General features: G+C 69.0%; 27 protein-coding genes and 1 pseudogene. 13 read left to right on the forward strand and 15 right to left on the reverse strand.

Annotation, left to right across the window (positions count from 1 at the left end; all coding sequences use genetic code 11):
• Positions 1–104: 104 nt before the first annotated feature.
• The 4 genes from E3O18_RS10090 (at position 105) to E3O18_RS10105 (ending at position 3,688) form a co-directional block, all read left to right on the forward strand.
• On the forward strand, positions 105–974 hold the full coding sequence (locus E3O18_RS10090; RefSeq protein ID WP_134418017.1) for a fused MFS/spermidine synthase: 870 nt from the start codon (positions 105–107) through the stop codon (positions 972–974).
• Positions 975–1,282: 308 nt separating this feature from the next.
• A complete protein-coding gene (locus E3O18_RS10095; protein ID WP_241973353.1) occupies positions 1,283–1,846 on the forward strand; it encodes a hypothetical protein in 564 nt (187 codons plus the stop codon).
• Positions 1,847–2,024: 178 nt separating this feature from the next.
• Positions 2,025–3,194, forward strand: a complete 1,170-nt coding sequence (locus E3O18_RS10100) for a PQQ-dependent sugar dehydrogenase (RefSeq protein ID WP_241978168.1) — start codon at positions 2,025–2,027, stop codon at positions 3,192–3,194.
• Entirely contained in the window at positions 3,194–3,688 is a 495-nt protein-coding gene (locus E3O18_RS10105) for a SprT-like domain-containing protein (RefSeq protein ID WP_134395152.1), read from the forward strand. The genes E3O18_RS10100 and E3O18_RS10105 overlap by 1 nt, the downstream gene beginning before the upstream one ends.
• Before the next feature lie 67 nt (positions 3,689–3,755).
• On the opposite strand, the gene E3O18_RS10110 is transcribed toward E3O18_RS10105, so the two are convergent.
• The 4 genes from E3O18_RS10110 to E3O18_RS10125 all read right to left on the reverse strand — a co-directional run bounded on the left by E3O18_RS10110 (position 3,756) and on the right by E3O18_RS10125 (position 6,587).
• The gene (locus E3O18_RS10110; protein WP_134418019.1) at positions 3,756–4,058 is read right to left on the reverse strand and encodes a DUF427 domain-containing protein; all 303 of its coding nucleotides are present in this window, start codon (positions 4,056–4,058) and stop codon (positions 3,756–3,758) included.
• Between the two features lie 94 nt (positions 4,059–4,152).
• Positions 4,153–4,731: a 2-phosphosulfolactate phosphatase gene (locus E3O18_RS10115; protein ID WP_134418020.1), complete on the reverse strand. Its 579-nt coding sequence runs from the start codon at positions 4,729–4,731 to the stop codon at positions 4,153–4,155.
• 21 nt (positions 4,732–4,752) lie between these two features.
• Positions 4,753–6,018 carry a hypothetical protein gene (locus tag E3O18_RS10120; RefSeq protein ID WP_134418021.1) on the reverse strand — a complete coding sequence of 422 codons (1,266 nt, stop codon included), beginning with the start codon at positions 6,016–6,018 and terminating at the stop codon, positions 4,753–4,755.
• Positions 6,019–6,158: 140 nt separating this feature from the next.
• The gene (locus tag E3O18_RS10125) at positions 6,159–6,587 is read right to left on the reverse strand and encodes an EVE domain-containing protein (protein ID WP_241978169.1); all 429 of its coding nucleotides are present in this window, start codon (positions 6,585–6,587) and stop codon (positions 6,159–6,161) included.
• Positions 6,588–6,630: 43 nt separating this feature from the next.
• Between E3O18_RS10125 and E3O18_RS10130 the strand changes: the two genes are divergently transcribed.
• The 4 genes from E3O18_RS10130 (at position 6,631) to E3O18_RS10145 (ending at position 10,452) form a co-directional block, all read left to right on the forward strand.
• Positions 6,631–7,143, forward strand: a complete 513-nt coding sequence (locus E3O18_RS10130) for a hypothetical protein (RefSeq protein WP_134395156.1) — start codon at positions 6,631–6,633, stop codon at positions 7,141–7,143.
• Positions 7,140–7,820 carry a DUF1684 domain-containing protein gene (locus tag E3O18_RS10135; protein WP_198410915.1) on the forward strand — a complete coding sequence of 227 codons (681 nt, stop codon included), beginning with the start codon at positions 7,140–7,142 and terminating at the stop codon, positions 7,818–7,820. The genes E3O18_RS10130 and E3O18_RS10135 overlap by 4 nt, the downstream gene beginning before the upstream one ends.
• A 233-nt stretch (positions 7,821–8,053) precedes the next feature.
• Positions 8,054–9,607: a DEAD/DEAH box helicase gene (locus tag E3O18_RS10140; RefSeq protein WP_134418023.1), complete on the forward strand. Its 1,554-nt coding sequence runs from the start codon at positions 8,054–8,056 to the stop codon at positions 9,605–9,607.
• A 311-nt stretch (positions 9,608–9,918) separates the two neighbouring features.
• Positions 9,919–10,452 (forward strand): GNAT family N-acetyltransferase, encoded by a 534-nt coding sequence (locus tag E3O18_RS10145; protein ID WP_104101003.1) that lies wholly within the window; start codon positions 9,919–9,921, stop codon positions 10,450–10,452.
• A 42-nt stretch (positions 10,453–10,494) separates the two neighbouring features.
• Here the strand turns inward: E3O18_RS10145 and E3O18_RS10150 are convergent, their stop codons facing one another.
• On the reverse strand, positions 10,495–11,082 hold the full coding sequence (locus E3O18_RS10150) for an NUDIX hydrolase family protein (protein WP_134395159.1): 588 nt from the start codon (positions 11,080–11,082) through the stop codon (positions 10,495–10,497).
• Between the two features lie 403 nt (positions 11,083–11,485).
• On the opposite strand from E3O18_RS10150, the gene E3O18_RS10155 reads away from it, so the two are divergent.
• Both E3O18_RS10155 and E3O18_RS10160 read left to right on the forward strand, forming a co-directional pair.
• Entirely contained in the window at positions 11,486–11,836 is a 351-nt protein-coding gene (locus E3O18_RS10155; protein ID WP_134418024.1) for a hypothetical protein, read from the forward strand.
• A gap of 409 nt (positions 11,837–12,245) precedes the next feature.
• Positions 12,246–12,986 carry an alpha/beta hydrolase-fold protein gene (locus tag E3O18_RS10160; protein ID WP_134418025.1) on the forward strand — a complete coding sequence of 247 codons (741 nt, stop codon included), beginning with the start codon at positions 12,246–12,248 and terminating at the stop codon, positions 12,984–12,986.
• A 126-nt stretch (positions 12,987–13,112) separates the two neighbouring features.
• Here the strand turns inward: E3O18_RS10160 and E3O18_RS10165 are convergent, their stop codons facing one another.
• Complete coding sequence (locus E3O18_RS10165) at positions 13,113–13,550, reverse strand: DUF5997 family protein (RefSeq protein ID WP_174720118.1); 438 nt, start codon at positions 13,548–13,550, stop codon at positions 13,113–13,115.
• A 96-nt stretch (positions 13,551–13,646) separates the two neighbouring features.
• On the opposite strand from E3O18_RS10165, the gene E3O18_RS10170 reads away from it, so the two are divergent.
• A complete protein-coding gene (locus tag E3O18_RS10170) occupies positions 13,647–14,441 on the forward strand; it encodes a LysR substrate-binding domain-containing protein (protein ID WP_198410605.1) in 795 nt (264 codons plus the stop codon).
• 6 nt (positions 14,442–14,447) lie between these two features.
• Positions 14,448–15,689: a GAF domain-containing protein gene (locus E3O18_RS10175; RefSeq protein WP_134418027.1), complete on the forward strand. Its 1,242-nt coding sequence runs from the start codon at positions 14,448–14,450 to the stop codon at positions 15,687–15,689.
• Between the two features lie 24 nt (positions 15,690–15,713).
• On the opposite strand, the gene E3O18_RS10180 is transcribed toward E3O18_RS10175, so the two are convergent.
• From E3O18_RS10180 to E3O18_RS10220, 9 genes and pseudogenes are all read right to left on the reverse strand, one after another.
• Entirely contained in the window at positions 15,714–16,409 is a 696-nt protein-coding gene (locus tag E3O18_RS10180; protein ID WP_134418028.1) for a GyrI-like domain-containing protein, read from the reverse strand.
• A gap of 31 nt (positions 16,410–16,440) precedes the next feature.
• Positions 16,441–17,268, reverse strand: coding sequence for an ABC transporter permease (locus E3O18_RS10185; protein WP_134395165.1), 828 nt, complete (start codon positions 17,266–17,268; stop codon positions 16,441–16,443).
• Entirely contained in the window at positions 17,265–18,260 is a 996-nt protein-coding gene (locus tag E3O18_RS10190; protein ID WP_134395166.1) for an ATP-binding cassette domain-containing protein, read from the reverse strand. The genes E3O18_RS10185 and E3O18_RS10190 overlap by 4 nt, the downstream gene beginning before the upstream one ends.
• 176 nt (positions 18,261–18,436) lie before the next feature.
• Positions 18,437–19,399, reverse strand: coding sequence for an FKBP-type peptidyl-prolyl cis-trans isomerase (locus E3O18_RS10195; protein ID WP_134397946.1), 963 nt, complete (start codon positions 19,397–19,399; stop codon positions 18,437–18,439).
• A gap of 215 nt (positions 19,400–19,614) precedes the next feature.
• Complete coding sequence (locus E3O18_RS10200) at positions 19,615–21,300, reverse strand: chromosome partitioning protein (protein ID WP_134418029.1); 1,686 nt, start codon at positions 21,298–21,300, stop codon at positions 19,615–19,617.
• A 228-nt stretch (positions 21,301–21,528) separates the two neighbouring features.
• Entirely contained in the window at positions 21,529–21,732 is a 204-nt protein-coding gene (locus tag E3O18_RS10205; protein ID WP_104171714.1) for a hypothetical protein, read from the reverse strand.
• A gap of 252 nt (positions 21,733–21,984) precedes the next feature.
• Positions 21,985–23,166 carry an acyl-CoA dehydrogenase family protein gene (locus E3O18_RS10210; RefSeq protein ID WP_134395169.1) on the reverse strand — a complete coding sequence of 394 codons (1,182 nt, stop codon included), beginning with the start codon at positions 23,164–23,166 and terminating at the stop codon, positions 21,985–21,987.
• 153 nt (positions 23,167–23,319) lie between these two features.
• Positions 23,320–24,063, reverse strand: a complete 744-nt coding sequence (locus tag E3O18_RS10215; protein WP_134418030.1) for a TetR/AcrR family transcriptional regulator — start codon at positions 24,061–24,063, stop codon at positions 23,320–23,322.
• 337 nt (positions 24,064–24,400) lie between these two features.
• A pseudogene (locus tag E3O18_RS10220) lies at positions 24,401–24,870 on the reverse strand (IS982 family transposase); the annotation flags it as partial.
• Between the two features lie 136 nt (positions 24,871–25,006).
• Between E3O18_RS10220 and E3O18_RS10225 the strand changes: the two are divergent.
• Positions 25,007–25,520, forward strand: a 514-nt coding sequence (locus E3O18_RS10225; RefSeq protein ID WP_198410916.1) for a hypothetical protein, incomplete at its 3' end; no start/stop codon positions are given.

Here is a 25,520-nt window from a genome sequence, read left to right on the forward strand (position 1 = left end):
ATAGCTCACCATGTCCACTCAATTCTTGACGTGCCATAAATTCTCAGGTATAACCCGGTTTCGGGCCGCTCCGGTTCAGACTGCGGAGGGCGCAGACTTGAGGGATGAGCAGGCCTGTAGCGCAACATCCGTCGATCACCTTGAAACTGAGCGGCCACCATGCCGTCATCGAGCCCGACCGATTCACCCCGGGCAGCTTCAACCTGATCGTGGACAGCACGCCGCAGTCGAACGTGAACCTGGACGACCCGGGCGAGCTGTTCTTTGAATACGTGCAGCGGATCGGCCACGTGATCGACCTGATCGGCGAGGTGGGCGAGCCGATCACCGCCGTGCACCTCGGCGCCGGCGCGCTGACCCTCCCCCGATACGTGGAGGCGACCCGGCCGGGCTCCCGTCAGCAGGTCGTGGAGCTGGAGAGCGACCTGATCGATTTCGTGCGCGGTGAGCTGCCCTGGGACAAGCGGGCGCAGCTGCGCGTGCGGCACGGTGATGCCCGCGAGGTGCTGGCCAAGTTGCCGGCCGGGCTGCACGGCGCGGTGGACCTCGTCGTCGTCGACATCTTCTCCGGGGCCCGCACCCCGGCCCACGTGACCAGCCGCGAGTTCTACGAGTTGGCCGCTCCCCTTCTGTCGCCGCGCGGGGTGCTCGTCGTGAACGTCGCCGACGGGCCCGGTCTGCCGTTCGCCCGTTCACAGGCCGCGACGCTGTCCGCCGTCTTCGGGCACGTGCTCGCGCTCGCGGAGACCCAGGTGCTCAAGGGGCGCCGGTTCGGCAACATCGTCTTCGTCGCCGCGCACACCCCCATCGACACGAGCTGGGTGTCGCGGCTGCTGGCGGGCGGGCCGCATCCGTCGAAAGTCGTCGAGGGTGCTGAGCTCGCGCACTTCATGGCGACCGCGATGGTGACGACGGATGCGACGGCCACCCCGTCGCCGCTGCCCGGCCGCACGGTGTTCCAACTCGGCAGCTGAGCCGCGGTTACGCCGGGGGTCACGCGCCGGGTGATGTGCGCCGGGTGAAGTGCGCCGGGGGTCGCGCGCCGGGTGATGTGTGGCCAACTCAGGAGATCCGGGGTCCAAGTGTTGCGGGCGTCCGTGTTCACGCGGCTTTATGTGCTCACGCGCTGGGATCTCCTGAGTTGGCCACGTGTGCTGCTCGCGGCGGGGCGACGGATGCCGGTGGGGCGGGCCGGATCGGGGCAGATGGCGGTGGATCGCGGCGGATCGGGGACCGGCCCGGCCCGGCTACGCTGGTTGGGTTCACGTTTACTCCGCGGCATGTGCCGCCTTCGCCTCAGGACCACACCCTGCCCATCATCATTGGCTACGACGCCGTCACCCTGCGTGAGAAAGTCGACCTCTCTGCTGCAGAGTTGCGCCTCGAAGAACTCGGCGAGCTTCGCAGCCTGTCCGCCCTCAACGAGAAGGTCGTGCTGTTGCGGCTGACCGGACGCCTGGACGAGGCCTGGGACATGGCGAACACTGCGCTGCGCCAGTCCCGGTTCACCGGGTCGCGGGAAGAACTCGCGTTCAGTCGCATCCGTCGCGCCCAGGTGCAGCAGTACCGAGGCAAGCTCGACGAGGCGGTGACCGAGTTGACCCATTGTGTGCTCGAGTCCGAGACGCACGAGTGGGGTGCCGTCGCGGCGTTCGCCCGGGAAAGCCGCGGCAAGGTGCACTTCGAACAGGGCGACCTCGACGCCGCCCTGGCAGACTTCACGGCCTCGGTGACGCTGCGGGAGCAGGCCGGCGCCACGCCCGCCCTCCTTGAGAGCGCGCTCGTCGCCGTTGCGGTGGTCGAGTCCTTCATCGCCGAGCGGCGACAGTCCCGCCTGCAGCAGTAGCACTTCGGCGCCGCGGGGTGCCGGCCGGCAATTGACCGGCCCGCGCTTGACCGGCCCGCTGCCTCCGGACATCGATTTGCAGGAGTTATGCACGGAAGGGGCCACTCACCCCGAAGCAGGAATTCGGGGCATGCTGGACACAGCGCCGGCGAGCGTGCCGGTGCGAAGGAGGTGGAAGATGAGCGGGCGGATGCCACCACGCAGCGGCGCGACCGGGGTGCTGGCCCTGGGCGCGCTCCTGCTGCTCAGCGCGTGCACGGCGACCGCGCCCGGGCCCGCGGCAGAAACCTCGACCCCCGCCCGGCCGGTTCCGTCCGACACCGTTGCACCCGGGCCGACCGGCACCGCCGGGCCATCGGTGCGGCCGGTCGACGCCCCGGTCGTGATCGCCTCCGGGCTGGATGCTCCCTGGTCGATCCTGCGCCTGCCGAACGATGGCACCCTGATCAGCGAACGCGACACGACCCTCGTGCGCGAACTTCTGCCCGACGGCAGCCTGCGCGACGCCGGCCGGGTCGCCGAGGCGAGCCCGGGCGGTGAAGGCGGGCTGCTCGGCCTCGCCGCACTGGCCGACCCGGCCGCACCGGGCGGAACCGGGTGGGTCTACGCCTACTTCACGTCCGCCGACGACAACAAGATCGTACGGATGCCGCTGCTCGGCACGGTCGGAAGCCACACCCTCGGCGCATCCGAACCGGTGCAGGGCGGCATCCCGAAGGCCGGTAACCACAACGGCGGTCGGCTCGGTTTCGGCCCGGACGGCCTGCTCTACGCCACGGTCGGCGACGCCGGGAACCCCGAGAACGCTCAGGACCTGGGTTCCCTCGGCGGCAAGATCCTGCGGATGACGCCGACCGGCGCCGTGCCGGACGACAACCCGTTCGGCACGCTCGTCTACTCCTACGGCCACCGCAACCCGCAGGGGATCGCCTGGGACTCCAGCGGCCGGCTCTGGGCGAGCGAGTTCGGACAAAACACCTGGGACGAGCTCAACCTCATCACCCCGGGCGGCAACTACGGCTGGCCGATCGTCGAGGGCCGGGGACAGAGCGCGGACTCCGGCTACCTCGACCCGGAGCAGCAGTGGCCCACCAGTGAGGCCAGCCCGAGCGGTCTCGCCATCGTGAACGACACCATCTTCATGGCGGCCCTGCGCGGCGAGCGGCTCTGGCGCATCGATCCCTCCACAGGCGAGGTCGATGACTGGTTCGGGAACAGCTTCGGGCGGCTGCGCGATGTGGTGTCGGGGCCCGATGGCACACTGTGGTTCGTGAGCAATAATACGGATGGCCGCGGCACCCCTTCCGCCGGCGACGACCGGCTTTACCAGGTGGCGGTGGCACCCTGATGGCCGACCTCGACCGGGTGCGGCACTGGGCGGACTCGTTGATCACGCTGCACCTCGACCCCAGCTGGACCTTCGCCTTCGACAACGCGAAGAAGCGAGCGGGGCTCTGCAACTTCTCCGTGCGGCGCATCACCGTGTCCCGCTACCTGGCGGCGCGCTACGAAGACGATGACGTGCACCAGATCCTGCTGCACGAGGTCGCGCACGCCCTGGCCGGACCACGCGCCGGCCACGGGCCGAAGTGGAAGGTGATCGCGCGGAACCTCGGCTATGACGGGAAGAGCACGCACGACGGCGAGATCGCCGACGAGCTCGCGCCGTGGGTCGGCACCTGCCCGGCCGGCCACGTGCACTACCGTTACCGACAACCCACCCGGGCGTTCGCCTGCGGGCTGTGCGTGCGTGGATTCGACAAGCGGTTCCTGATCCGGTGGACACGGCGCGAGATCACGGCCGCCGCCCGGCGACAGGCTGCGGCGGCGGCCAAGCCCTAGGTGTGCCCTGTGGTCTTGACAGGCTCGACCACCGATTACTCGGGCCGGCCGTGCGGCCCGGAGCGGGCTACTCGGAGACCTGGACCTCTTTCCAGAAGGCGACGTAGTTGCTGTAGTCCTGGCCGACCCGGTCGAAGGAGGCCGAAGGCGGAGTCGGGTAACTGAAGGCGCGATCCTGCAGCAGAGTCTCACCGTCCTTGACGCTGAAGTACTGGCACGCGCCCTTCCAGGAGCAGGTGTACTGCGTGGGGCTCTCGACGAGGAACCCGGAGTTCACGCTCGCCGGTGGGAAGTACCAGTTGCCCTCGATCTTGAGGAGATCTGCCTGCGGTGCTTCGGCGATGACGGTGCCGTTGAGTACTGCCTTCATGGGAGTTGCTCCTTCAGTGAGATTCAAACAGTGAAATTCGAACAGTGAGGGTCAAACGAGGGGTTCGGCCTCAGCGGCCGTGCCAGGTTCAACCTCAGCCCGGAAAGGCGAATTCCCGCAGTCGGGAGATTCCCGGGGAGCGCGCCGGGGCATCCGTCGCCGGGGCCTCGAGACGTACCGCAGCCTGAACCTCGGCCGACCGCCCCTCGGCGACGAGCGCCTGGGCGGTTTCGGACGCGGTGACCAGGTGCCGCACGGCCCGGGTGAGTCCCGCGAATCCCGCGGCGGCCGCGGCCGCCTCCGGCGAGCAGTGGTCGATGCCGCGGGCGGCGAGGGCGTCGATCACGGCGCCGGCGGCGAGGAAGTCCTCCACCGCGAACCGGGGGGCGCCGCCCTGGCGTCGCTCGCCCACGGCGATCACGGCCACGGAGAACCGGTCTCCCTTCTCCGCCTGGCGGGCGAGCACCCAGTCGGCCACGCTCTCACGGTTGGCGAGGCTCGCGGTGATGACCTGGTGCTCGTGCAGGGCAGTCGGGAGAACGACCTCGGAGCCGGGCGACGGCAAAGCGTCGGCCAGGATGACCACGTCGGCCTCGGCGGCCAGAGCCTGGAACCCGGCCAGGCCGACATCGAAACGGACCTGGTACTTCTGTTGGGGCGCGTCTTTGTTCACGCCCCAAGGGTAGCGGCGGCGCTACCGGACGTCGAAGCGGGCGAGCGCGTCGGCATCCGTGGCATGGGCCATCGCGCTGCGCGCGGTGTCCAGTGCGGACACCGGGTCGGCCTCCGAAGCCGCCAGGCTCAGCTTGCGTTCGGCCTCCGCGAGGCGGGTGCGCGCCACAGCGCCCACGCGGCCGGGATGCGCGGTGATGAAGTCGCGGGTCACGGTGATCTGGCTCCGCGCGGCCAACAGAGCGCCGGTCAGCGCGCCGCGGGCGTTGTCGAGCCGCAACTGGCGGTTGCGGGCCTCGGAACGGATCAGGTCGAGACCGTCCATCGCCGTGCGCAGTCGGGCCTGGTCAGCGGCAGGGTCGCTCAAGCGCGACGGCTGCCGCAGCTCGCCGACCACCCGGTCGGCCTCCGCAATAACGCGGTTCAGTTCGCCGCGGGCCGTGGTCTCCTCGTGGGTGTCACGCAGCGCGCGCACCTCGGACAGCTCGGCGTCCGCCGCGTCAAGCGCTCGGGCCAGGGATGCGAATCCGACGTGCAACTGGTCTTCGCCCTGTTCGATCGCGTCGAGCAGGGTGCCGGCGCGGTGCAGGGCCTGCTCGGCCGCGAGCAACTGGTCACCCACGGGGTCGGTGGCTTCGCGGGCGAGACGGGTGGCCGCGGCATCCGCTGCCCGGCGGGCGTCATCGACGGCCTCTTCGGCGCGGGAGACGTTGCCGCTGATCGGGGCCAGGGCGTGCGCGGCATACGTGCGGCTGAGCCGGGAGAGGCTGGCGGTGCCGGCCGCGACGCGGTCGGCGACCCGGTCGAGGCGGCGACGCAACTTGTCAAGTAGCAGCGGGGCATCCCGTTCGACGCCGCGCCGGGAGTCGAAAGTGCGGGTCTGCGCGCCGAGGCGCTTGACGGCCTCGTCGGCGAGCACGATGATCTCCTCGGTCCAGCGGCGACGCTCACCCTCGGAGTCGGGCACGCTGTCGTCGAGCCTCTGCTGCAGCAGGAACGCGTCACGTACCTGCCGCCGGGAGGCGTCGAGCGCGGCGGCGAAGTCGCTGGTGGCGTTCTCCCCGAACTGGGCGACCGCGAAACCGAGCTCGTCGGTGGCGACCTCGATCAGGTCATCCGCACGCACGAGGGCGATTGCGGCGGCTCGGGTGCGATCCGCGGCCAAAGTGCGGTCGGCGCGCGCGCGCGCCCGGACCCGGCGCCGCATGATCATCACGATCACCACGACGACCGCTGCCGCCCCACCGAAAACGACGACCGAGGGCACCCACCAGAACTCGCCAGTCATGCGTTCAGTGTACCGAACGGATGCGCCTCACCCCGGCGCCGCACCCGGCGGCACGTCCTCGAAAATCGCCGGTCCCACCCACAATCGCCGCGGGGACGGGTCGCCTCGGCATCATCGGCGAAGAACGGCTGGTTCCAGCGCTACTCCCGGCGCATCTGCCGCCGGATCACCTCGAAGTCGTGCCGGGAGATCTCGAGCAGCCCCCGGCGCAGCTGGTAGCCCCAGTCGGGGTTGCTGCGCGTGAACTCGAGCACCGGCAGGAGCGGGCGGATGGAGGCGGCAACGACATCCGTTTCGTAATCGATGTGACGTCGCCACGGGCGGTACGAGCTCGGGGCGGCGGACTCGCCCTGATGCACGATTCCAGGGGCGATGCGACCGATCGCGGTGAACTCGCGCAGCGCGAGCCCGTCGATGTGCGTCTTCGGGGAATAGTAGACCACCCCGTCGGACTCGCCCATCTGCTCGAGCGCCACCCGGGCCCCGTGGCTGGCCTGCACGAGCCCCACAGCGACGGCGCGCAGCACGTGTTCGCGCGAGGCAACGCCCAGCCAGTATCGAATTGCCACCCTCTTAGTTGTACTGCATGCCCCAGCACCACAGACTGGGGTCATGCGTGTTCTTCTGAAAGAGATCCTCGACTGCTCCCCCGATGCCGCCTGGCGCGCCCTGCGGAGTCCGGCCGTGTTCCGCGAGGTGAGTTCGCCCGTGGTGAGCGTCGAATCGCTCGAGATGGATGGCTTCCCCACCATCTGGGAGCCGGGTGAGCATCCGGTCAGCCTGACCGCGCTCGGCCTGGTGCCGATGGGCGACCAGGTGATCCGCCTGACCATGGCGACCACCCGGAAGGATGGCGTGCGCATCCTGCGTGACACCGGCCGCGGGGTATCGGGGCCGCTCGCCTCGGTCACCCTCTGGGACCACCGGATGGCCGTGTCTCCCGACCCGGCCGGCACCGGCAAGACGCTTTTTCGAGATCAGCTGATCTTCCGCACCGGCGCGCTCACCCTGGCCAGCTGGCCCGTTTTCTGGGCGCTCTGGCAGTGGCGGCTGCACCAGCTCAAGCGCCTCGCGCCGAACTGGAGCCTCGACCTCGGCGTCGATGAGTCCGGCGCGACCTCGTGAGCACCACCCTCGGCGCCCTGCAGGTGGCCGACTGGCGTCGGCGCGTGTTCGGGCTGTACGGCGGCGTACGCCAGCTCAGCGCGCACGACCCGGCCGCCGGCCACGAACTGTGGCGGAGCGGCAGGGACGACCTGTTCGGCGGGCATTCGGCGTCGCCGTTGATGCCCGACGACCGGGCCGGCTTCACCGGGCTGCCGGTCGCCGCCTACGACCCCGACTGGCGCTTCGCGGCCGAGGTGCACCGCGCGGAACATCCGGTGCGCATCTCGGTTGACACCGGCACCGACGGGAAGGTGCAGTTCGACCTCGTCGGAACCGTGCGGTTGCCCTACCTCGGACCGATCGACCTGTGGCGGCTCTCCAGCTACGGCGGCGGGCTCTTTCTGCCTGTGCGCGACGGCCTGGCCGGCAAGCCCGGCGGAACCTACGGTGGCGGTCGCTACCTGCTCGACACGGTCAAGGGCGCCGACCTGGGCGCCGGGGCCGACGACGACAGCATCATCCTCGACTTCAACTTCGCCTACAACCCGTCCTGCGCGTACGACCCGATGTGGGCCTGTCCGCTGCCCCAGGCCGGCAATACCGTGGCCGCGGAGGTGCCCGTCGGCGAGCTGACCCCCGGTGCGGAGCGCCACCCCACGGCTTCCGTCGGGCGGGCGTTCGACCCGAAGGCTTGACAGCATCCGCTAAGATGGAAACTTGCGAGTGCGTAGTTGTACTCGCTGCGTCGTAGAACGCCCTCTTCTTATTGCGGCAGCCCACCCGGGCTGGCCCGATTTTTCGAATCAAACCTTCTTACGGCGAACGGATGTGCCCATCGGCACCTTCGCCATGTGAAACCTCTGAGGCTCCGAGTTGCCGCCCGTGCGGAACGGACGCCTGGGGAATCTGATGCCCGAAAGGCACCACTTTGTCTGAAACTTCCTTTAGCGCGCTTGGCGTGCCAGCCCCTCTCGTTGCCATCCTGACCGAGCAGGGCATCGACAGCCCGTTCCCGATCCAGGTGGACACGCTGCCCGACACCCTCAACGGCCGCGACGTGCTCGGCCGCGGCAAAACCGGCTCCGGCAAGACCCTCGCGTTCGCACTGCCCATGGTGTCGCGCCTCGGCGGCAAGCTCGCCGGCGGCCGACGTCGTCCGGGCCGCCCGCTCGGCCTCATTCTCGCCCCGACCCGCGAACTGGCCACGCAGATCACCAACGCGCTCACGCCGCTGGCCGAGGCGTACGGTCTCAACACCACCACAATCTTCGGTGGCGTCTCGCAGGGCCGTCAGGTCTCCGCACTCAAGGCCGGCGTCGACATCGTCGTGGCCTGCCCGGGTCGCCTCGAGGACCTCATGAAGCAGGGCTTCATCAGCCTGGACGCCGTTGAGATCACCGTGCTCGACGAGGCAGACCACATGGCGGACCTGGGCTTCCTGCCCGTCGTCACGCGCATCATGGACAAGACGCCCAGCAGCGGCCAGCGCCTGCTGTTCTCGGCCACGCTCGACAACGGGGTGGACAAGATCGTGCGCCGTTTTCTGCACAACGAGGTCATGCACTCGGTCGACGAGGCCAACAGCCACGTCTCCGCGATGACGCACCACGTCTTCGAGATCGACGGCGTCGAATCGAAGAAGGCGCTTGTCGAGAAGCTCGCGAGCGGTTCCGGCCGGCGCATCCTCTTCATGCGCACCAAGCACCAGGCCAAGAAGCTCGCCAAATCGCTCACCGACGCCGGGATCCCTTCCGTCGATCTGCACGGCAACCTCTCACAGGTGGCCCGTGACCGTAACCTCGCCGCGTTCAGCGCCGGCGACGTGAAGGTTCTCGTCGCCACGGATGTCGCGGCCCGCGGCGTGCACGTCGACGACATCGAACTCGTCATCCACGTCGACCCGCCGGCCGAGCACAAGGCGTACCTGCACCGCTCGGGCCGGACGGCCCGCGCCGGCAGCGCCGGTGACGTCGTGACTCTGGTTCTCCCCGAACAGCGCCGCGACACCGACGCGCTGCTGCGCAAGGCCGCCATCAAGGTGACCCCGCAGCGCGTGACCGCGTCCTCCCCCGCCGTGGACGCCCTCGTCGGCGACGTCGCAGCGTACGTCAAGCCGCTCCCCCGCGTGGAGCAGCCGCACGGCCAGTCCCAGGGCGGTCGCTCACAGGGCGCCAACGCCCAGCGCAAGCGCGTCAACCGCGATGAGCGCGACTCCGGCGCCCGTGACTCCGGCGCCCGCGCCAGTGGAGCACGCGGCAACCGCGGACACCGCGGCAGCGACGCAGTGGCACCCGCCGGCGGAGCGCGCCAGGAGCGTTCGGGCCGCCCCGCGGCATCCGGTCGCGGCCAGGGATCGGGCAACGCCCAGAGCCGCCCGGCCCAGGGTGGTCGCTCCGGCGGCCTCCAGGTCGGGGGCCTCGTGCGCGGCGCCGGTGCCACCGGCGGCGCTCGTCGCTCGGCCCCGCGCCGCGCGCAGGGCTAGTCGCTCGGCAGCATCTGCACGTTAGTTCCCCGGTGAACGGGCCGGCCTCTCCCGAGGCCGGCCCGTTCTGCGTTGTGGCCAACTCAGGAGAAACATGTCCGTGACGGATGCTCGGCCCCGGAATCACGTGGCGCCGTACCATGGCGCCACCGGATCTCAGGAGTTAACCACTTGTTATCCGACTCATCGGCGGGGTCTGGAGCAGCCATAGACCGGGAAGTCGCGGGTCGGACGGGAGCCGTCGGTGCAGCGACCACGGGCAGAACCCGGCAGCGTCAACCGGGTGCCTGCGGCTGAGCTAGTCTCGGGTCATGGCCACCACAGCAGTACTTCGTCCCGTCGCAGAAGCGGATGCCGACAGCCTCGGCCGCGTGCATGCCACCTGCTGGCACGAAACCTACGACCAGTTGCTCAGCGAGGCCGCCCTCGAGCAGCTGCAGCCCGCACGACTGGCCGCCATGTGGCGCCGGTTCAGCGCCCAGGGACCGAACCATCGCCAGGTTGCGGCCCTCGTCGACGGCGAGATCGTCGGATTCGCCGGCAGCGGGCCGTCCCGCGACGCCGACAAGCCGGCCCCGATGGAGCTCTACTTCATCTACCTGCTCGACGCCTACCACGGCACCGGCATCGGCCAGCAGCTCTTCGACGCGGTCGTCGACGAGGGCCCGTCCTACCTGTGGGTCGCCGAAAACAACCCCCGGGCGCACTCGTTCTACAAGCGCAACGGCTACGCCCCCGACGGCCACGAGCAGGATCAGGAAGTGCTCGGCGAACAGCTCCACGAAGTGCGCCTGGTGCGACCGCGCTCGCTCGCACGTCGGCTGTCACTCGTCACGACCGAGTAGCTCGCAGCGGCGGCCCGCAGGATCGGGCCGCCATCAGGCGGCTTAGCGCAGCTGGCCGACCGAGGCGAGCGCCATGCGCAGCAGCGCCCCGCGCCCACCCTCCATCTCGGCTGCCACCGCGTCGGAGGCAGCCTCCTTGGGGGTCATCCAGGTCAGTTCGAGGGCGTCCTGGCGCGGGTCGCAGGTGCCGGTGACGGGAACGACGTAGGCCATCGAGACGGCGTGCTGGCGGTCATCCGTGAACGCGGTGATGCCCGGCATCGGGAAGTATTCGGCCACCGTGAACGGCACCGGGCTCATCGGCAGCTGTGGGAAGGCCATCGGGCCGAGATCCTTCTCGAGATGCCGGAAGAGGGCGTCGCGCAGGGTCTCGCCGTAGAGAACGCGGCCGGACACGAGCATCCGGGTCATCTCGCCCGTCGACCGGGCGCGCAGGAGCACGCCGACCTCCACGACCTGACCGAGGCCGTCGACGCGCACGGGCACCGCCTCGATGTAAAGGATCGGAAGTCGGCGCCGGACTTCGGCCAGCTCGACGTCGCTCAGCCAGCCCGGGTTGGTGTGGGGCGGCCCCGCGCCCTCGGGGCCAGGCGTCCAGTCCGGATCGGGGTCAGGGGTGCGCACGCTCATGAGGCTATTCTGTCGTACCCTGCGCCCGGATACGCCATGGGCGCCCCGCTGCGGATCGGACGGAACGGGCGTGGCCCGGCGCGCGTGCGGCGACGGCCCGCGTGGTGGGGCAGAGAACTGCGGCGGCGGGCCACGTCCGCGCACTGGGCGCCGTCACCGGCTAGACCTCGGCGATGCACTCGGGATGCCGACGCAGGACCTGTCCCGGACCCAGATCGAGGCCGACTACGGTGCCCCTGAGGGGTTTTCGGGACCCCGGACCGCACCCGCCGATCGCCGTCGGGTGGCCCGCCGGGTCGATCACGGATGACACGGAGCGGGCCAGTCTACTGGCCCGCTCCTGATCGATTGTCACGGCCAGGGCGACCCCGGCGTCTTCGCGAAGCGGCTTCTCGACTAAGTGGTGCGGGCGCGGGCGCGCGGCTCACTCGATCTGCTCGGACCCTCGACGACGCTCGAGCGCCTGCGATCCGGTGAGTCATCCTTCGAGGCCGGGTGCTTCGGCACGACCGACGGCACGACCAACGGCGCGGCCATGCGCCTCACCCCCGCGGGGATCTCCTTCGGCCTCGCTCTCCTCGCCGGGTTCATCGACCGGGTGGCCCGGGCCGGCGCAGTCCCCCACAACATCGGACTGGGGTTCGCCGGCCGTCTCTGTCGGGCGACCAGCCACCTCGCGGGGCTCACTCCGGCGGCGCGGGGCGAGACGGCGGACCAGCCGACCGGGACATCCGCCGCCGGTCGAGCAGGGTGACGGATGCCCGGGCCGGCCGGGGCAGGCCAGGCGGTGCGAGTGCGGTGAGGCTAACTCAGGAGAAACGGGTGACTGGCGCGGCCGCCTCGCGGAACTACGCGGCACCACGCGGAAGTCTGCGGGGGGTGCGCCCGCCGCTCCCGGAATCTCCTGAGTTGGCCACGGGGGGGGGCCCGCGGATGCCGCCGCCACGGGGGAAGTACCAGCCGGTGGTGTGCATGACTCCTGCAACTCGGCGGAGCGGTGGCACGGTTCCCGGAAGTACGGGCATCCTTCCGGCTTCTCGCAGCGGATCGCCGGAGTTGTGCACGGGGTACGACGGATGCCGACCGATTTTGCCGCATCCCCGGAAGTGGAAAGATTGACCCGTCGGCGTTTCCCGGTGTCGACCTCGAACAGGAGGACCACCATGGGCCCGAACGACACCAATCCCGGCGGCGACGCCTCCACCGGGAGCGAGGACACCACCGAGAGCAGCATCGTCGGCGCCGCCGCGTGCGCCGAGCCCATCGACCCGGATGCCGTGCTGTGGAGCGCGTCTGGCGCTGACCGCGCCGGGCGACCGCTTCTGCTGATTCTGCACGGCTACGGTTCGCACGAGGGGGATCTCTTCTCGCTGGCGCCACACCTGCCGCTGCATCCGGTGATCGCCGCGCTGCGGGCCCCACTCCCGGCCGGTCCGGGCTGGGCCTGGTTCCCGATCGGGGCCGCCGGCGCCAAGGTCAACCCGGGCTCGCCGAGCGCCGACGCTCTGGATGCCGCCGCCGCCGGGGTGCTCGAATGGCTGGACGGCCTTCCCGAGCAGCCCGGGTCCGTCGGACTACTCGGCTTTTCGCAGGGCGGGGCGATGGCGCTGCAGCTGCTGCGGCAGGCACCCGACCGGTTCGCGTTCGCGGTGCAACTGTCCGGTTTTGTGGGGCGCAGCGAGCACACTGGTGACGAGCGCCTGCGGGAGCGGCGCCTGCCGGTCTTCTGGGGTCGCGGCACGGCCGACCCGGTCATCCCGCAGGATGCCGTCGACCGCACCCGGGCCTGGCTTCCCGAACACTCCACACTCACCGAGCGCATCTACGAAGGCATGGGCCATTCCATTTCGCAGGCCGAACTGGGCGAGATCGTCACGTTCCTGCGCGCGCAGTACGACGCCTAGGTACCCCGCACCCGACACCCGACACAGCAGCGTCTCCCGCAGCCGGAATCGACGTCCTACGAGCAAAACCTCCGTCGAATTGGTGAGACGACGGGGAGGGAGCGACGTGCTTGCGGGCCGGCGGCGCTAGCGGCCGCGACCGGCCTTCTCGTTCTGGGCTGCCTGGCGGGCGACGTGAGCGATCTTGCGGGCGCGCTCGGCGTCGCGGTCTTTGACCCGGATCTGCTCCTCGCGCACCTCATACTGGGTGGCGCGCTCGGTCACGAGCCAGGCTGGCGGCTGCTGCAGCAGAGCCTGAATCTCGGCGGAGGTGAGCGGCTCCGTCACGGCGCCGCGCACGAGGCCGGAGATCGAGACGCCGAGCTTGGCGGCGACGACCTGCTTGGGATGCGGGCCGTTCGCCCGCAGTTCGACCAGCCAGGCCGGCGGTTTCGCTTCGAGCGCGGCCAGTTCGGTACGCGACACGGGCGCGCTCTGGAATTCTTCCGGGGCTGCTTCGAGCAGAATCCCGAGCTTCTGGGCCGCCGTGGCGGGCTTCATGGTCTGGGTCTTCTTCTCGCTCATCAGTCAAGCGTATAGCCTGAGAGCACCCGCATAGCCTGAGAGACAGCCGCTCCCCACGGATCTCCGTTCGCAGTGCCATCACGAGAAAGGATGCCGGTGACCTTTTCCCTTGCCTTCGTCGCCGGTGTGACCCCCACCAAGTGGACCCGCACCTGGGCCGATCGACGCCCCGACCAGCCACTCGAGGTCTTCCGCACCGACCCGTCCGAACAGGACGAGGTGCTGCGCGACGGCCGCGCCCAGGTCAGCCTGGTCCGCCTACCCGTCGATGAGACCGATCTCAGCCTGATCGCCCTCTACCGGGAGATCCCGGTGGTCGTCGCGGCCAAAGACCACTTCATCGCCGACGCCGACAGCGTGCTGGTCGCCGACCTGGCCGAAGAACACCTGCTGCAGGACCCCGACGATGTGCCCGAGTGGCGCCTCGTGGCCACCGAGATCAAGAACGGCACCCGCCGCCCGCTCCCGGCCATGCGCGACCTCGACGACGCGATGGCGCAGGTCGCGGCCGGGGTCGGCATCCTGATCGTCCCCCATTCGATCGCCCGACTATACGGCCGAAAGGATGTCGTCTCGCGCCCGGTCGAGGATGTCGCCGAAAGCCAGGTGTCCCTGGCCTGGCTCTCCCGTGAGACCACGGAAGACGTCGAGGAGTTCATCGGCATCGTGCGCGGCCGCACGAAGGACAGTTCGCGGGTCGACTCGCTGCCCGCCGGCACCGAAAAGGTCAAAAAGGAGAAGAAGACCGACAAGGCCAAAGCAGCGGCGAAGGCCGTGCGGGTCGCGGCGGCGAAATCCAAGCCGGCCGTGGCGAAGAAGGCGACGAGCGCCCCGGGCCGCACCCGCAACACCCCCAGCCCCCGGGCGGGCAAGCGCCGCGGCGGCCGGTAGCCCTCCGTGCCGCAACTCCTGCGGTGGGTGCTGGTACCCCTGATGCGAGCCTGGTCGGCCGCCGTGACGCGCGACTACGACGACATCCCGCGGCCCCGGGACACTCCTCAGTCGCATTCCCCGGGAACCGACAGCGACCGCGTGCTCCTCTTCGGCAGCGGACCGGCCGTCGGCTGGGGTGTGCTCAGCCACAACGTGGCCCTGCCCGGATCTCTGGCGCGGGCGTTGTCGTCTCGCACCGGGCGGGGCACGGATGTCGACGTCGTCCCGAACCCGTTGGTCACCATCCGCACATCGCAGGCCGAACTCGACGGGCTGGGACTCTGGCGCTATGACGCGGTCGTCGTGAGTCTCGGTACGACCGACGCCGTCACCCTCCTGTCAGCCCTGGTCTGGCAGCGCGAGCTGTCCGCCCTGCTCGACCGGATCCGGCACGAGTCCTCGCTCAGCACCAGGATCTTCGTGCTCGGCATGCAGCCGATCCGGTCCATCGCAGCCTTCGACTCCGGGCTGGGCTCCGTGGCCGAGAAGCACGCCCGCAGCCTGAACGAGGCCAGCGCGGCGATCTGCGCGGGGCAGGAGCGGAGCTGCTTTGTGCCCATGGCCGCAACCCTCGCCTCAACGCCGGGGCGGGTGCGCACGGCCGCGCAGTACGTGCAGTGGGCCAATCTCCTCGCCGACAAGATGGCGCCACCGCTCGATGCCGAGTACCTGGCTGCTGCCCGAGGAACTTCCCGAGGAACGGCCGAGGGCCCCGCGGAAGCGTGGGGTGCCGAGCCGCTCTCGCCTGCCCCCCGCCGGGCGGTCGCCAGGCTGGGCATCCTCGCCGCCGACACCGAGATGCGCTGCGACCACATCGTCGCCCTGGCCAGAAGCGCCTACGGCACCCGGTCGGCCGCCCTGACGCTCATCGACGGCGACCGGCTCTGGGACCTGGTGAGCGTGGGCTTCACTCCACGCGTCTACTCGTTGGCCGGGTCGATCACGGCCCTCGCCGTGAGCGGGGCCGGAGCGTTCGTGGTTTCCGACGTGCTCCTGGACGACCGGCTCACCGCGCGTCCGCCCCGTCTGGGCCAGGAGCAGACCCGCTTCTACGCGGGTTTCCCGATCGAGGCCGACTCCGGCGAGCGGATCGGCGTCCTGTGCGTGTTCGACTCGGAACCCCGGCGCGCCGCCGAGGTCGACCCCGTGCTGTTGCGGGAGTTCGCCCTCCTGATCCAGGCCGACCTCGGCCAGCGTCAGGAGTAGGCGGCGCCGGCCGGCCGGCGCGGGTCAGACCGGCGCGACCGGCTGTCTCAACACCGTCTTCAGCTTCGCGGGCGCGGCGCGGCGCGGGTCGCCGAGATAGATCTCGTGGTGCCGGCCATTCACCCGCAGCCCGTTGCTTGCCAGGAACTCCCCGTGCAGGCGGGCGAGCGCGGGTGCCTCGGCGGCGTAGGGCCCGACATGCAGCAGCTGCGCCGACAGCCCCTCGTCGAGCCTCTCCACCCGCGCCCGGGCGAGCGCGGACAGCTTCTTCTTCGCGAGCGCGCCGGTGGTGGCCTCGGCGATGAAGGCATCCGTCACCCAGTCCGGCTGGCTCATCAGCAGCGTCCATTTCCACTCCGCCTTCGCGCCGGCGGTGAAGACGGAGGCATCGTCGGCGTACCAGAGGCCTTCGAGCGGTGCGATGACCATCTCGCGACCGAGCGAACGCTTGGCCGCGAACTTGACCGCGTAGGCGATGGCGTAGAGGGCCTCGACGGCCTCGGTGTAGGCCGGCGCCGTGTCCGGGTCGCCGGCCCCGTCGAGGGCGACGAACCGCTGGGCCGGAACCTCGATCAGCTCCCAGTCCCCGTTGGCAGGCCCGTAGAGCGACGGATGAACGCGCTTCACGTCCCAGGGGCCGGCCCCGCCGGGCGCGGTGTTGCGGGGCGCGCGCAACTCTCCGGTGCGCCGATCGGTGCGGAACGGCACGGGGTCACTCATGGGCACTCTCCAGGGGATTCACTGACTCCTGCTAGCGGGAGCTGATGGACGCGAACTTGCGCACGCAAAGCGGAACGAACACGACCAGCATGACCGTGGTGCCGATCAGCACCGTGGCAATCGGGTTCTGCATGGTCCAGATGTCGGGCACCGGAGCTGTGCCCTCGTTGCCGAACAGCTCCCGTGCCGCCTGCACCAGCGACGAAACCGGGTTCCACTCCGCGAAGACGCGCAGCGGGGTCGGCAAGGTGTCGCTGGGCACGAAGGCGTTCGAGATGAAGGTCAGCGGGAAGAGGATCAGGAAGGAGGCGTTGTTGATGACCTCGGGAGTCTTCACGCTCATGCCGAGCAGCGCCATCACCCAGCTGAAAGAGTAGCTGAACAGCAGTAGCAGTCCCACGCCGGCGAGGAATTCCGGCACCGAAGAGTTCACCCGCCAGCCCACGAGCAGCCCGGTCAGCATCATGATCACCATGGAGATCGTGTTCAACACCAGGTCACTGTTGGTGCGTCCGATCAGCACGGCGGAGGAGGTCATGGGCAGGCTGCGGAAGCGGTCGATGATCCCTTCCTTGAGGTCCTGCGCCATCGCCGCGCCGGAGAAGGTCGACCCGAACACGACGGTTTGAGCGAAGATCCCCGCCATGAGGAACTGGACGTAGTCGGTGCCTTCCACGGAGATCGACCCGGCGTAAACCTGGCTGAACAGCAGCACGAACATGATCGGCTGGATCACCGCGAACACGAGCATGTCGGGTGAGCGCTTGATCTTGATCAGGTTGCGCTTGGTGACGGTCCAGCCGTCGGAGTACCAGAGCGAAAGCGGGTTCCAGGTGGGGAGGGTGGCAGCGGAGCTCATTTCGACTTCTCCAATTCCACGTCGTCCGCCTGGCCGGCGGCCTTGTCCGCCTTATGCCCGGTGAGTTTCAGGAACACGTCGTCGAGCGTGGGCCGGCGCATGCCGGCGTCGTGCAGACGGATGTCCGCGTCACCCAGCGCCGCCAGCACGTGCTGCAGCGCCCGCGGCCCGTCGACCACCGCGACCTCGAGGCCGCGGCCGTCGCTGGTGATCGCCGGTTCTCCCGAGCCGTAACGGGCGAGGATATCTCGGGCCGCCACGCCGTCGCCGGCCTCGACCAGGGCCACCTCGAGGCGGTGGCCGCCGATCTGCGCCTTGAGCTGGTCGGACGTGCCCTCTGCGATCACCCGGCCGTCGTCGATGACGACGATGTCGTCCGCGAGCTGGTCGGCCTCCTCGAGGTACTGGGTGGTGAGGAGCACGGTGGTGCCTTCGGCGACCAGGCGCTTGATGACGGCCCAGAGCGCGATCCGGCTGCGCGGGTCCAGCCCTGTGGTGGGCTCGTCGAGGAACAGCACCTTCGGGTTGATCACCAGCGCCCCGGCCAGGTCGATCCGGCGGCGCATCCCGCCGGAGAAGCCCTTGACCGGGCGGTTGCCGGCCGCGGTCAGCTCGAAGAGGTCGATCAGCTCCTTGGCCCGGCGCCGGGATTCGGCGCCGCCCAGGTGGTACAGCCGACCGACCATCTCGAGGTTCTCGAAACCGGTCAGGTTCTCGTCGACGGCCGCGTACTGTCCCGAAACGCCGATAATGCGCCGTACGCCCTTGGGGTCGGCGACGACGTCGATGCCGTCGACGAACGCGGTGCCGGAGTCCGGCCGGATCAGCGTGGTCAGCATCTTGACGACGGTCGTCTTACCGGCACCGTTCGGGCCGAGCAGCGCCTTGACGGTCCCGCGCGGCACGGACAGGTCCAGCCCGGCGAGCGCATGCACCGGTCCGGATTTGGAGCGGTACATCTTGGTCAGACCTCTGGCCTCAATGATGGTCATGGGACATCCCTGCCTGGTCGGGGGAAAAACGAGGGAAACGAGCGGCGCCACGAAATCAACATTTTATGGGCGTTGACCGGCTCGGACAAGCGCCACACCTGAACGCACGGATGCGCCCGGCACGACGGCCGTCCGTCCCAAATAACCGGCCGGTTCGAGCGCAGCCGAACGGCCTGCTAACCGGCGGCGAGGATGTCGACGACGAAGACGATCGTGTCGGTACCCGAGATGCCGGCGTCGGGCTGGCCCTCGGCACCGTAGCCGAGTTCCGGCGGAATCGCGATCATCACCTGGGAGCCGACCGTCTGGCCAACGAGACCCTGGGCGAAGCCGGGAACGACGGCGGCCAGGGAGATCGGGGTCGGACCGCTCTTGCCCCAGGTCTGGTCGAACACCTCACCAGTGGACCAGACGACGCCCGAGTAGTGCATGACCACGGTGTCCGCTTCGGCGACTGTGGCACCGTCACCCTTCTTGAGAACCGAGGTCTTCAACTCGGTCGGAGCGTCGGTTTCCGGGATCGTCACGGTCGGAGCGCCATCCTCGGCCAGCTTGACAGTCGGGAAGCCATCCTCCGGCTTCTGGTCCTCGCCGTTCGCGCGAGGGAGGATTTCGCTTTTAACGTCGATGACGAAGATGATGTTGTCTTCGGCCCCGACTTTAAGCTCCTCGTTGCCGGTCTCGCCGAACGCGTCAGCCGGCGGGGCCACGACCGCGACGCGCGATCCGTAGTTCGCGCACGCGACACCCTTCATCAGCGCCGGGAATACACTCGAGTCCTTGGCCAGGGTGATGGGAGCGCCGAGGTCGTCACCGAAGCCGCCGGCGTTCATCTTCTCGCCAGTGTTCGCGTTGTAGACGGAGAACCCCAGTTCGACGATGTCGTCGGTCTTGACGGCGTCACCCTTGCCCTCGGTCACGACGGAGACCTCGGTGGCCTTCGTGGTCAGCGGCGACTCGAATTTCACTTTGGGTTCGGCGCCGGCCTTGCCGGAGACCTTCACGGCCTCCGACGCCGTGCCGGAATCGACGCAGGCGATTCCCGCCGCTCCGGTGTTGTCGGAGGGAGACCCGCTGCACCCGGCGAGGGCGAGCACGGCAACCGTGGCTATGGAGATGAGGGCAGGAAGTTTACGCACGCTGATCTTTCTTCTCGACAGTGATCTATTCACAATGATCGTTTCGACCACTGATCTGTTCGGCAGGATTCGATGCACACACTGATTCGCGGGGCATCTGAGTCGATGGGCATTCGTTCGGGCCTTCGCCAGTATGCCCGACCGACATCAGTGCCGCCTGACTCCCGGCTGGCACACTGTCGGCCGGGCGGGCTCAACACCGGGACGCCGCCGGGTCAGAGACCTTCGGCGATCGCGGCCGTGGCAACGAGCCACGCTTCACGGGTGCGCGGTGCGAGCGCGTCGTAGTTCAGCGATCCCCCGGCCACGAGGGCGGAGTCATACGGCACGTCCACGACGGTGCGGGTCAGCTTGCTGAAGTGGTCGTGGAGCCGCACGGAGAGGTGACGATCGGCCGTCTTGGCCGGTGACGCCAGGATTGTGACCGCCTGCGCGACCTTGTCGGCGTGGCCCTTCTGACGCAGGCCGTCGAGCAGCGAGGCCGCGCCATACGCGGTGTCTTCGCGGATGGTGGAGACGACGACGAGCTGGTCGGCCGCGTCGACGGCCGCCTCCCAGTTGGACGCCCGCATATTGTTGCCGGTGTCGATGATCAGCACCCGGTAGAACCGGCTGAGCGCGGCATGCAGTTTGCCGAAGGCCACGTCGTCGATACTGGCGGCCCCGGCAGGGTCGAGGTCGGAGGCAAGCGCGTCGAACCGGGCGTCACCCTGGTTGCGCACGTAGTTGTCGAGGTCGCCGACCCGGGCGGAGCTTGAATAGGCGAAGTTGTCGAGGTCGCGCAGCAGGTCGACCGCGGTGTTGGTGTGGGCGGCGGTCTGCGCCCGCACGCCGAGGGTGCCCATGGTCTCGTTGTTGTCCCAGGCGAGGGTGTACCCGCCGCGATGGATGCCGAAGGTCGCGGCGATGAGCAGGGTCGCGGTGGTCTTGTGCGCGCCGCCCTTCGGGTTGAGCACGACGATGGTGCGCGGGCCGACCAGGCTGCGCTGCACGGACGCGACCGCCGCGCGGTGCGACATCTCGCCGGTTCCGGGGGCCGGGGAGACGAGTCCGCCGGTGAGGCGTCGCACCGTGCCCTGCCAGCCCAGAAGGGCAGGCCCTGCCACGAGCGGCGGACGGGAATTCATGAAGTCCGCGAGGTTCGGACCACCACCGGCGAGCGCTGCGGGGGCGATCGAGGGGTCGTCGGCGGGCACCTCGGCGAACGTGCCGCCCGGCACCGGTGCCGGGCCGACGAGGTTCGTGGCGGCCCGGGGAGCGGAGAAGGGCGAGGCCGCGAGGTCCTGCTCCTGGTCGTCCTCATCGTCGGTGTCGGCGTCGAGATCGAGGACGAGGCCATCGAACGCGGTGAGGGGCGGGACATGGGCCCGTGCCGACGGGGCCGGTTCGATCTGCTGGATGACATCGGCATCGCGCATGGCTTCCTTCAGCGTTGCCGTGTCAAGCGCAGCCGTGCCGAGCCCAGCGTCATCGAGCCCGGCGGCCTGGAGTTCGGCGGTGTCGAAACCTGATTTCTGCTGTTCGGCGGGCACGACCAGCGCGATCAGTTCGACGTCCTCGCTTGCGGAGACGGCGGCGGAGACGGCAGCAGGCGCGGTCGATACCGGCTCCGATGCCGGTCCTGGTTCCGAGGAGGTCGGGATGAAGGCCCCATCGTCTTCCACGTCCCCGTTCGGGTGAACGATCAACGGCGACTTGCCCTGCTCGTCTTCCGCGGTCAGGCGCACCGCGCGATCGATCGCGCGCGCGGCATCCGTGACCCGGTTGATGATTTCCTCGCGCACGCCGGCCTCGTCGGCGGCGGTGACGCGCGAGCTGACACCGTCGATGACGAGCTCTCCCGTTCCGTCGCTTCGGATCATCGCGCGGATGCGGGGAAGTTCGGAAATGTTCTGCGTCATATTCGGCCTTTTTTCGTCGAGCTCAGCTCAGCAAGCGTGAGCACGTCGAATTTCGGTTAAGCGTGCCCCGTTCAGCCTACGGGGTAGCGGCGTCCACCCCTCGTTTGGCCGGGTGACGCATACAAACGAACTTTTCGGAGTTTCTGGCATTGATTCGGGAATGATCTCCGTCGAATTCGTTCGGGGCACGGGCGTGTGACAGGGCGGGCCGGGGTCAGGCGTGCTCGGCTAGGCCGCGTGTGGCTCGGGCACGGCCCAGCGGATGGCGCGTAGGCCGGACCTGGTGGCGTGCGTGTCGTCGTGGCCGCTCTGCCGTCGGCATTCCACGAGGTCATTCGTCGGGGTGATGTGCGGGTCGCGGCACGAGCTCGCGTAGCTGGTGTAATCCGTTTCGAGCAACAGCTGATCGTCGGTGAGATGTTTGTCGGTCATCGATCTGCGTTCCTGGTTCAGGCGCACGGGCCGAGTCCCCCACGACGGTTGCGCGCAGTGCTGCCCGTGTTCTCTGGCTCGTTCCGGTGCGGCCGGGCTGAGTGATTGTGTCACAGCGTACGTTGGCAGACGCCGAATGTCTCCACAATGTCGAGTATTGGTCATTTTGCTCGCCTGACCCACACCCGCCCGAGCCGCGACGGCGACATCCGTCGACCACAGGTCGACCAAGTCCTGAGCCGAGCAATCGGGTCAGCGGAAGGCGCTGATCCCGGTGAGGTCCCGCCCGATCAGGAGCGACTGCACGCTTTCGGTGCCCTCGTAGGTGTGCAGCGACTCGATGTCGGCGAGGTGCTGGATGATGTGGTTTTCGAGCAGGATGCCGTTGCCACCGAGCATGTCACGGGCCATCGACGCGATCTCCCGCGCCGCCCTGGTGTTGTGATACTTCGCCAGCGACGCCTGGATCGGGCGCAGCGTACCGGCGCCGTCGAGCTCAGCCAGGCGCACGCAGTGCAGCTGCATTGACGTGAGCCGGGACAGCATCATGGTCAGGCGCTCCTGCACGAGCTGGAAACCGGCGAGCGGCTTACCGAACTGGATGCGCTGGGTCGAGTAGTTCAGAGCCGCCTCGAACACCGCCGTGGCGTGGCCGAGGGCCGACCAGGCCACTCCGAGCCGGGTCGCGAAGAGCACCGTGGAGGCGTCCTTGAACGTGTGGGTGCCCGGCAGCACGGCGTCCAGCGGGATCCGCACATCCGTGAGGGTGATCCGGGCCTGGTGGATGGCGCGCAGGGACCCCTTCCCGGTGATCGTCACTCCGTGATATCCGGGGGTGTCCTGTTCCACCAGGAAGCCGCGCACATTGCCGTCGTCGTCACGAGCCCAGACCACCGTCACGTCGCCGACCGAGCCGTTGCCGATCCACTTCTTCTCGCCGTTGAGCACCCATTCGTCGCCGTCGCGCTGTGCGGTGGTCTCCAGGCCGACCGAGTCCGAGCCATGGTCGGGTTCGGTCAGGGCGAAGGCACCAAGTTTCTCGGCGCGGGCCAGCGGCACCAGCCAGCGTTCTTGCTGCTCCGGGCTGCCGAACAGGGCGATGCTGCGCAGGGCCAGCCCGCCCTGCACGGCGACCACGGTACCCATAGAGCCATCGCCGCGGGAGATCTCCATGTTGACGAGCCCGGCCGCGAGCGGCGACATGGGGCTCAGTCCGGGGCCGACGACACCGTCGGTGAGGAGGTCGAGCTCGCCGAGTCTTCGGGCCAGGTGCAGCGGGTAGTCGGCTTTGTCCCACGCGGTCGTCAACTCGTCCAGCGACTCGGTGGCGAAATTGCGGGCGCGGTCCCAGAAGGCCCGGTCAGCTTCAGGTACGTCGGCGAATACGCCGTAGTAATCGGTGTCGAGGGGCCTGGATACGTCGTAGTCGGGCACGGTTTCCCTTTCGTGGAGGACAGCGAAGTCGGGCAGGCCTGATCGACTGATGTCGTCCGGCACCAGGGAATGAATTCCCTCGTGCGCCGGTCAGAAAATGCCCAGGTACAAGTTCTATCTGACACTCAGTCCCAGGTCAAGTGATACTGAGTCTCAGCAGAAGTGCGTCTGGGCGCGCAGCCGCTCCTCGATGGCGCGGGCCAGTTCGGTGGGATCCGTGGCGGCCGGGAAGACGGCGACGACCACGTCGCCCGCGGGTCGCGCCTCGGGACCTGGCGCCGCGGCATCCAGATGGAAAAGCCGTCGCACCTCGGTGAGTTCGGCGGCCAGCGAATACGGGCCGACGCTGTCCGTCGCCCGGATCAAGCGCCGCAGCACGAAGTTGTGGGTGGCCGTCACGGCGGCCGCGAAGCGGATGGCAGTCAGGGGCGGCACACCCGGCACGGTGCTGCGCAGGTAGCTGGCGAACATCCGTTCATACCGGATCGCCATGATGGTCTCCCGGTCCCGGAGCACGGGGGTCTCCCGCAGGACCCGGTCCCGGATGCGCACGATCTCCAGACGCTCGCGGAACCGCTCGAAGACCATGGCGGCGGCCTCGCACACGGCCAGCCAGGGATCCGAATGCGTCGCAGCGAAGTGCTCGTCGATGCGGGCGACCAGCTCGTCGTGGTCGGCGAAGATCACGTCGTCCTTGGACCGGAACTGCCGGAAGAAGGTGCTGCGCGAGACCCCGGCCGCCTCGGCGATGTCCACGGTGCTCGTGGCCTCATAGCCGTGCTCCTGGAACAGGCGAACCGCGATGTCGGCAACCTCGACCCGCGAGAGCGGTCGCTGGGGCCCGGGCGGCTCGGCAGGCCGGGAGGATTCGGCGGATGCGGCAGGCAGGTCTGACATGGTCAGGCGAAATTATCATGGAACACGCAGGACCGGATGCCCCGCGCGGGCCGGTCATTTCGTGTCCGGATCGGCAGCGCCTCCGTCATCTCGGTTCTGGTCGCGGCAACCAAATCGGAGTAATGTCGCCGTCACGGTCAATGAGGACCTGTCGTCCCCACGAAAGAGAGCGCTCCATAGATGGACTTCAATCCCGAATGCCGCCAGCGCGCGTGCGCCGGACACATGCGAACTCGGGCCGTCACAACCGACACCCTGGCCGATGAAGAGATCTGGTTCCAGTGCGACGTGTGCGGCTGCGAGAAGCACTTGACGAACCTCAGGGACTGAGTGAGTCTCAATGGTCGTAGGCGATGAGGGGTCGTTTGTTGGGGCTTACGAGGAGCCAGGTGTGCCAGTTTCTGTCTGCTTGGGCGATTGGTCGGCCGGCGACGCGGGAGTAAAGGCCCGGGATGGTGCGTGCGCCGGGGACTTCTAAGGCGAGTTGGCCTTTGCGGGTGTCGAAGTCCAACTCGACCCACTGGCGCATTCCGCCGAGTTTGCCGAAGCGTTTCTTCTCGTCCTTGCGGTCGGGTCGGATCAGGTGCGCGCCGAGTTCGTTGGTGGTGAACCCTTCGAACTCGCGGCCGGCGAACCCTTTATCGCCGATGATGACTTGGCCCTGCTGGATCAGGTGTCGGTCATGGCGGAGCATGGCGTGGGCAGGGACTTGCCGCAGGGCACCGGGGTGGTGTCGATTAGCCGCATGATCTCGCCCCAGGACGGGGTATCCCGGGCCAGTTCGGTGATCATTGCGGAGAGGTTAGGACTCACTCATCTCGGGCGCCCGCGACTCTGGAAGCGCCGAACAGCTTGGATTTGGTGGGATATACTTTCGAATTCTACTTCTCCACAACCTGATATAGTCTCGTCTCTGTGTCTGATTCCTGATAAACTCGGTCTTGTGAACAACTTCACCGAAACCCTCGCACCGGATGCCGCGCCCGGCCCGTCCGGCGCGGCGCGGGCGGTCACGCTTGTGCACGATTTCGCGGCGGAACTCGGGGAGTTCCTGCGGTGCTCGGCGGTGCGCGGCTTCGACGACGACGGCCTGCTGCAGGTGACCACGGCGGTCGAGGTCCTCGGCCGGCGGGTCTACGCGCTGCGGGTGGCGGTGGCGGCCGAGGTCGCGGACCGGTCCCGGCCCGAGCACGGCACCGGGCAGCTCTCGGCGAAGCGGGGCTGCCGCACCGCTGGAGAACTACTCGAGCGCCTGACGCTCGTCTCCGGGCCGACCGCGGGGCGACGGATGCGGTTGAGCAGGCAGCTGCGCACCGGCCGCTCCCTCGGCGGCGAACCGCTGCCGCCCACCTTCCTCGCCACGGCCATCGGCCTGGCCACCGGGGCGATCGGCGTCGACACGGCCGACGCGATCCTCACCGCGTTGACGCCGACACTGCGGTGCACCGACCTGGACT

It is taken from the genome of Cryobacterium sp. TMT2-42-4, from assembly GCF_004402645.1.
In the GTDB taxonomy this organism is placed as follows: Bacteria; Actinomycetota; Actinomycetes; order Actinomycetales; family Microbacteriaceae; genus Cryobacterium; species Cryobacterium sandaracinum.

What these genes read in the sequence shown, in the direction of transcription:
- E3O18_RS10180 (WP_134418028.1), bottom strand. Translation starts at nt 16,409, where the DNA reads ATGAGTGACCCCGTGCCGTTCCGCACCGATCGGCGCACCGGAGAGTTG.
- E3O18_RS10145 (WP_104101003.1), top strand. Translation starts at nt 9,919, where the DNA reads ATGGCCACCACAGCAGTACTTCGTCCCGTCGCAGAAGCGGATGCCGAC.
- E3O18_RS10150 (WP_134395159.1), bottom strand. Translation starts at nt 11,082, where the DNA reads ATGAGCGTGCGCACCCCTGACCCCGATCCGGACTGGACGCCTGGCCCC.
- E3O18_RS10105 (WP_134395152.1), top strand. Translation starts at nt 3,194, where the DNA reads ATGGCCGACCTCGACCGGGTGCGGCACTGGGCGGACTCGTTGATCACG.
- E3O18_RS10130 (WP_134395156.1), top strand. Translation starts at nt 6,631, where the DNA reads ATGCGTGTTCTTCTGAAAGAGATCCTCGACTGCTCCCCCGATGCCGCC.
- E3O18_RS10120 (WP_134418021.1), bottom strand. Translation starts at nt 6,018, where the DNA reads ATGACTGGCGAGTTCTGGTGGGTGCCCTCGGTCGTCGTTTTCGGTGGG.
- E3O18_RS10205 (WP_104171714.1), bottom strand. Translation starts at nt 21,732, where the DNA reads ATGACCGACAAACATCTCACCGACGATCAGCTGTTGCTCGAAACGGAT.
- E3O18_RS10160 (WP_134418025.1), top strand. Translation starts at nt 12,246, where the DNA reads ATGGGCCCGAACGACACCAATCCCGGCGGCGACGCCTCCACCGGGAGC.
- E3O18_RS10110 (WP_134418019.1), bottom strand. Translation starts at nt 4,058, where the DNA reads ATGAAGGCAGTACTCAACGGCACCGTCATCGCCGAAGCACCGCAGGCA.
- E3O18_RS10200 (WP_134418029.1), bottom strand. Translation starts at nt 21,300, where the DNA reads ATGACGCAGAACATTTCCGAACTTCCCCGCATCCGCGCGATGATCCGA.
- E3O18_RS10185 (WP_134395165.1), bottom strand. Translation starts at nt 17,268, where the DNA reads ATGAGCTCCGCTGCCACCCTCCCCACCTGGAACCCGCTTTCGCTCTGG.
- E3O18_RS10215 (WP_134418030.1), bottom strand. Translation starts at nt 24,063, where the DNA reads ATGTCAGACCTGCCTGCCGCATCCGCCGAATCCTCCCGGCCTGCCGAG.
- E3O18_RS10165 (WP_174720118.1), bottom strand. Translation starts at nt 13,550, where the DNA reads ATGAGCGAGAAGAAGACCCAGACCATGAAGCCCGCCACGGCGGCCCAG.
- E3O18_RS10090 (WP_134418017.1), top strand. Translation starts at nt 105, where the DNA reads ATGAGCAGGCCTGTAGCGCAACATCCGTCGATCACCTTGAAACTGAGC.
- E3O18_RS10100 (WP_241978168.1), top strand. Translation starts at nt 2,025, where the DNA reads ATGAGCGGGCGGATGCCACCACGCAGCGGCGCGACCGGGGTGCTGGCC.
- E3O18_RS10190 (WP_134395166.1), bottom strand. Translation starts at nt 18,260, where the DNA reads ATGACCATCATTGAGGCCAGAGGTCTGACCAAGATGTACCGCTCCAAA.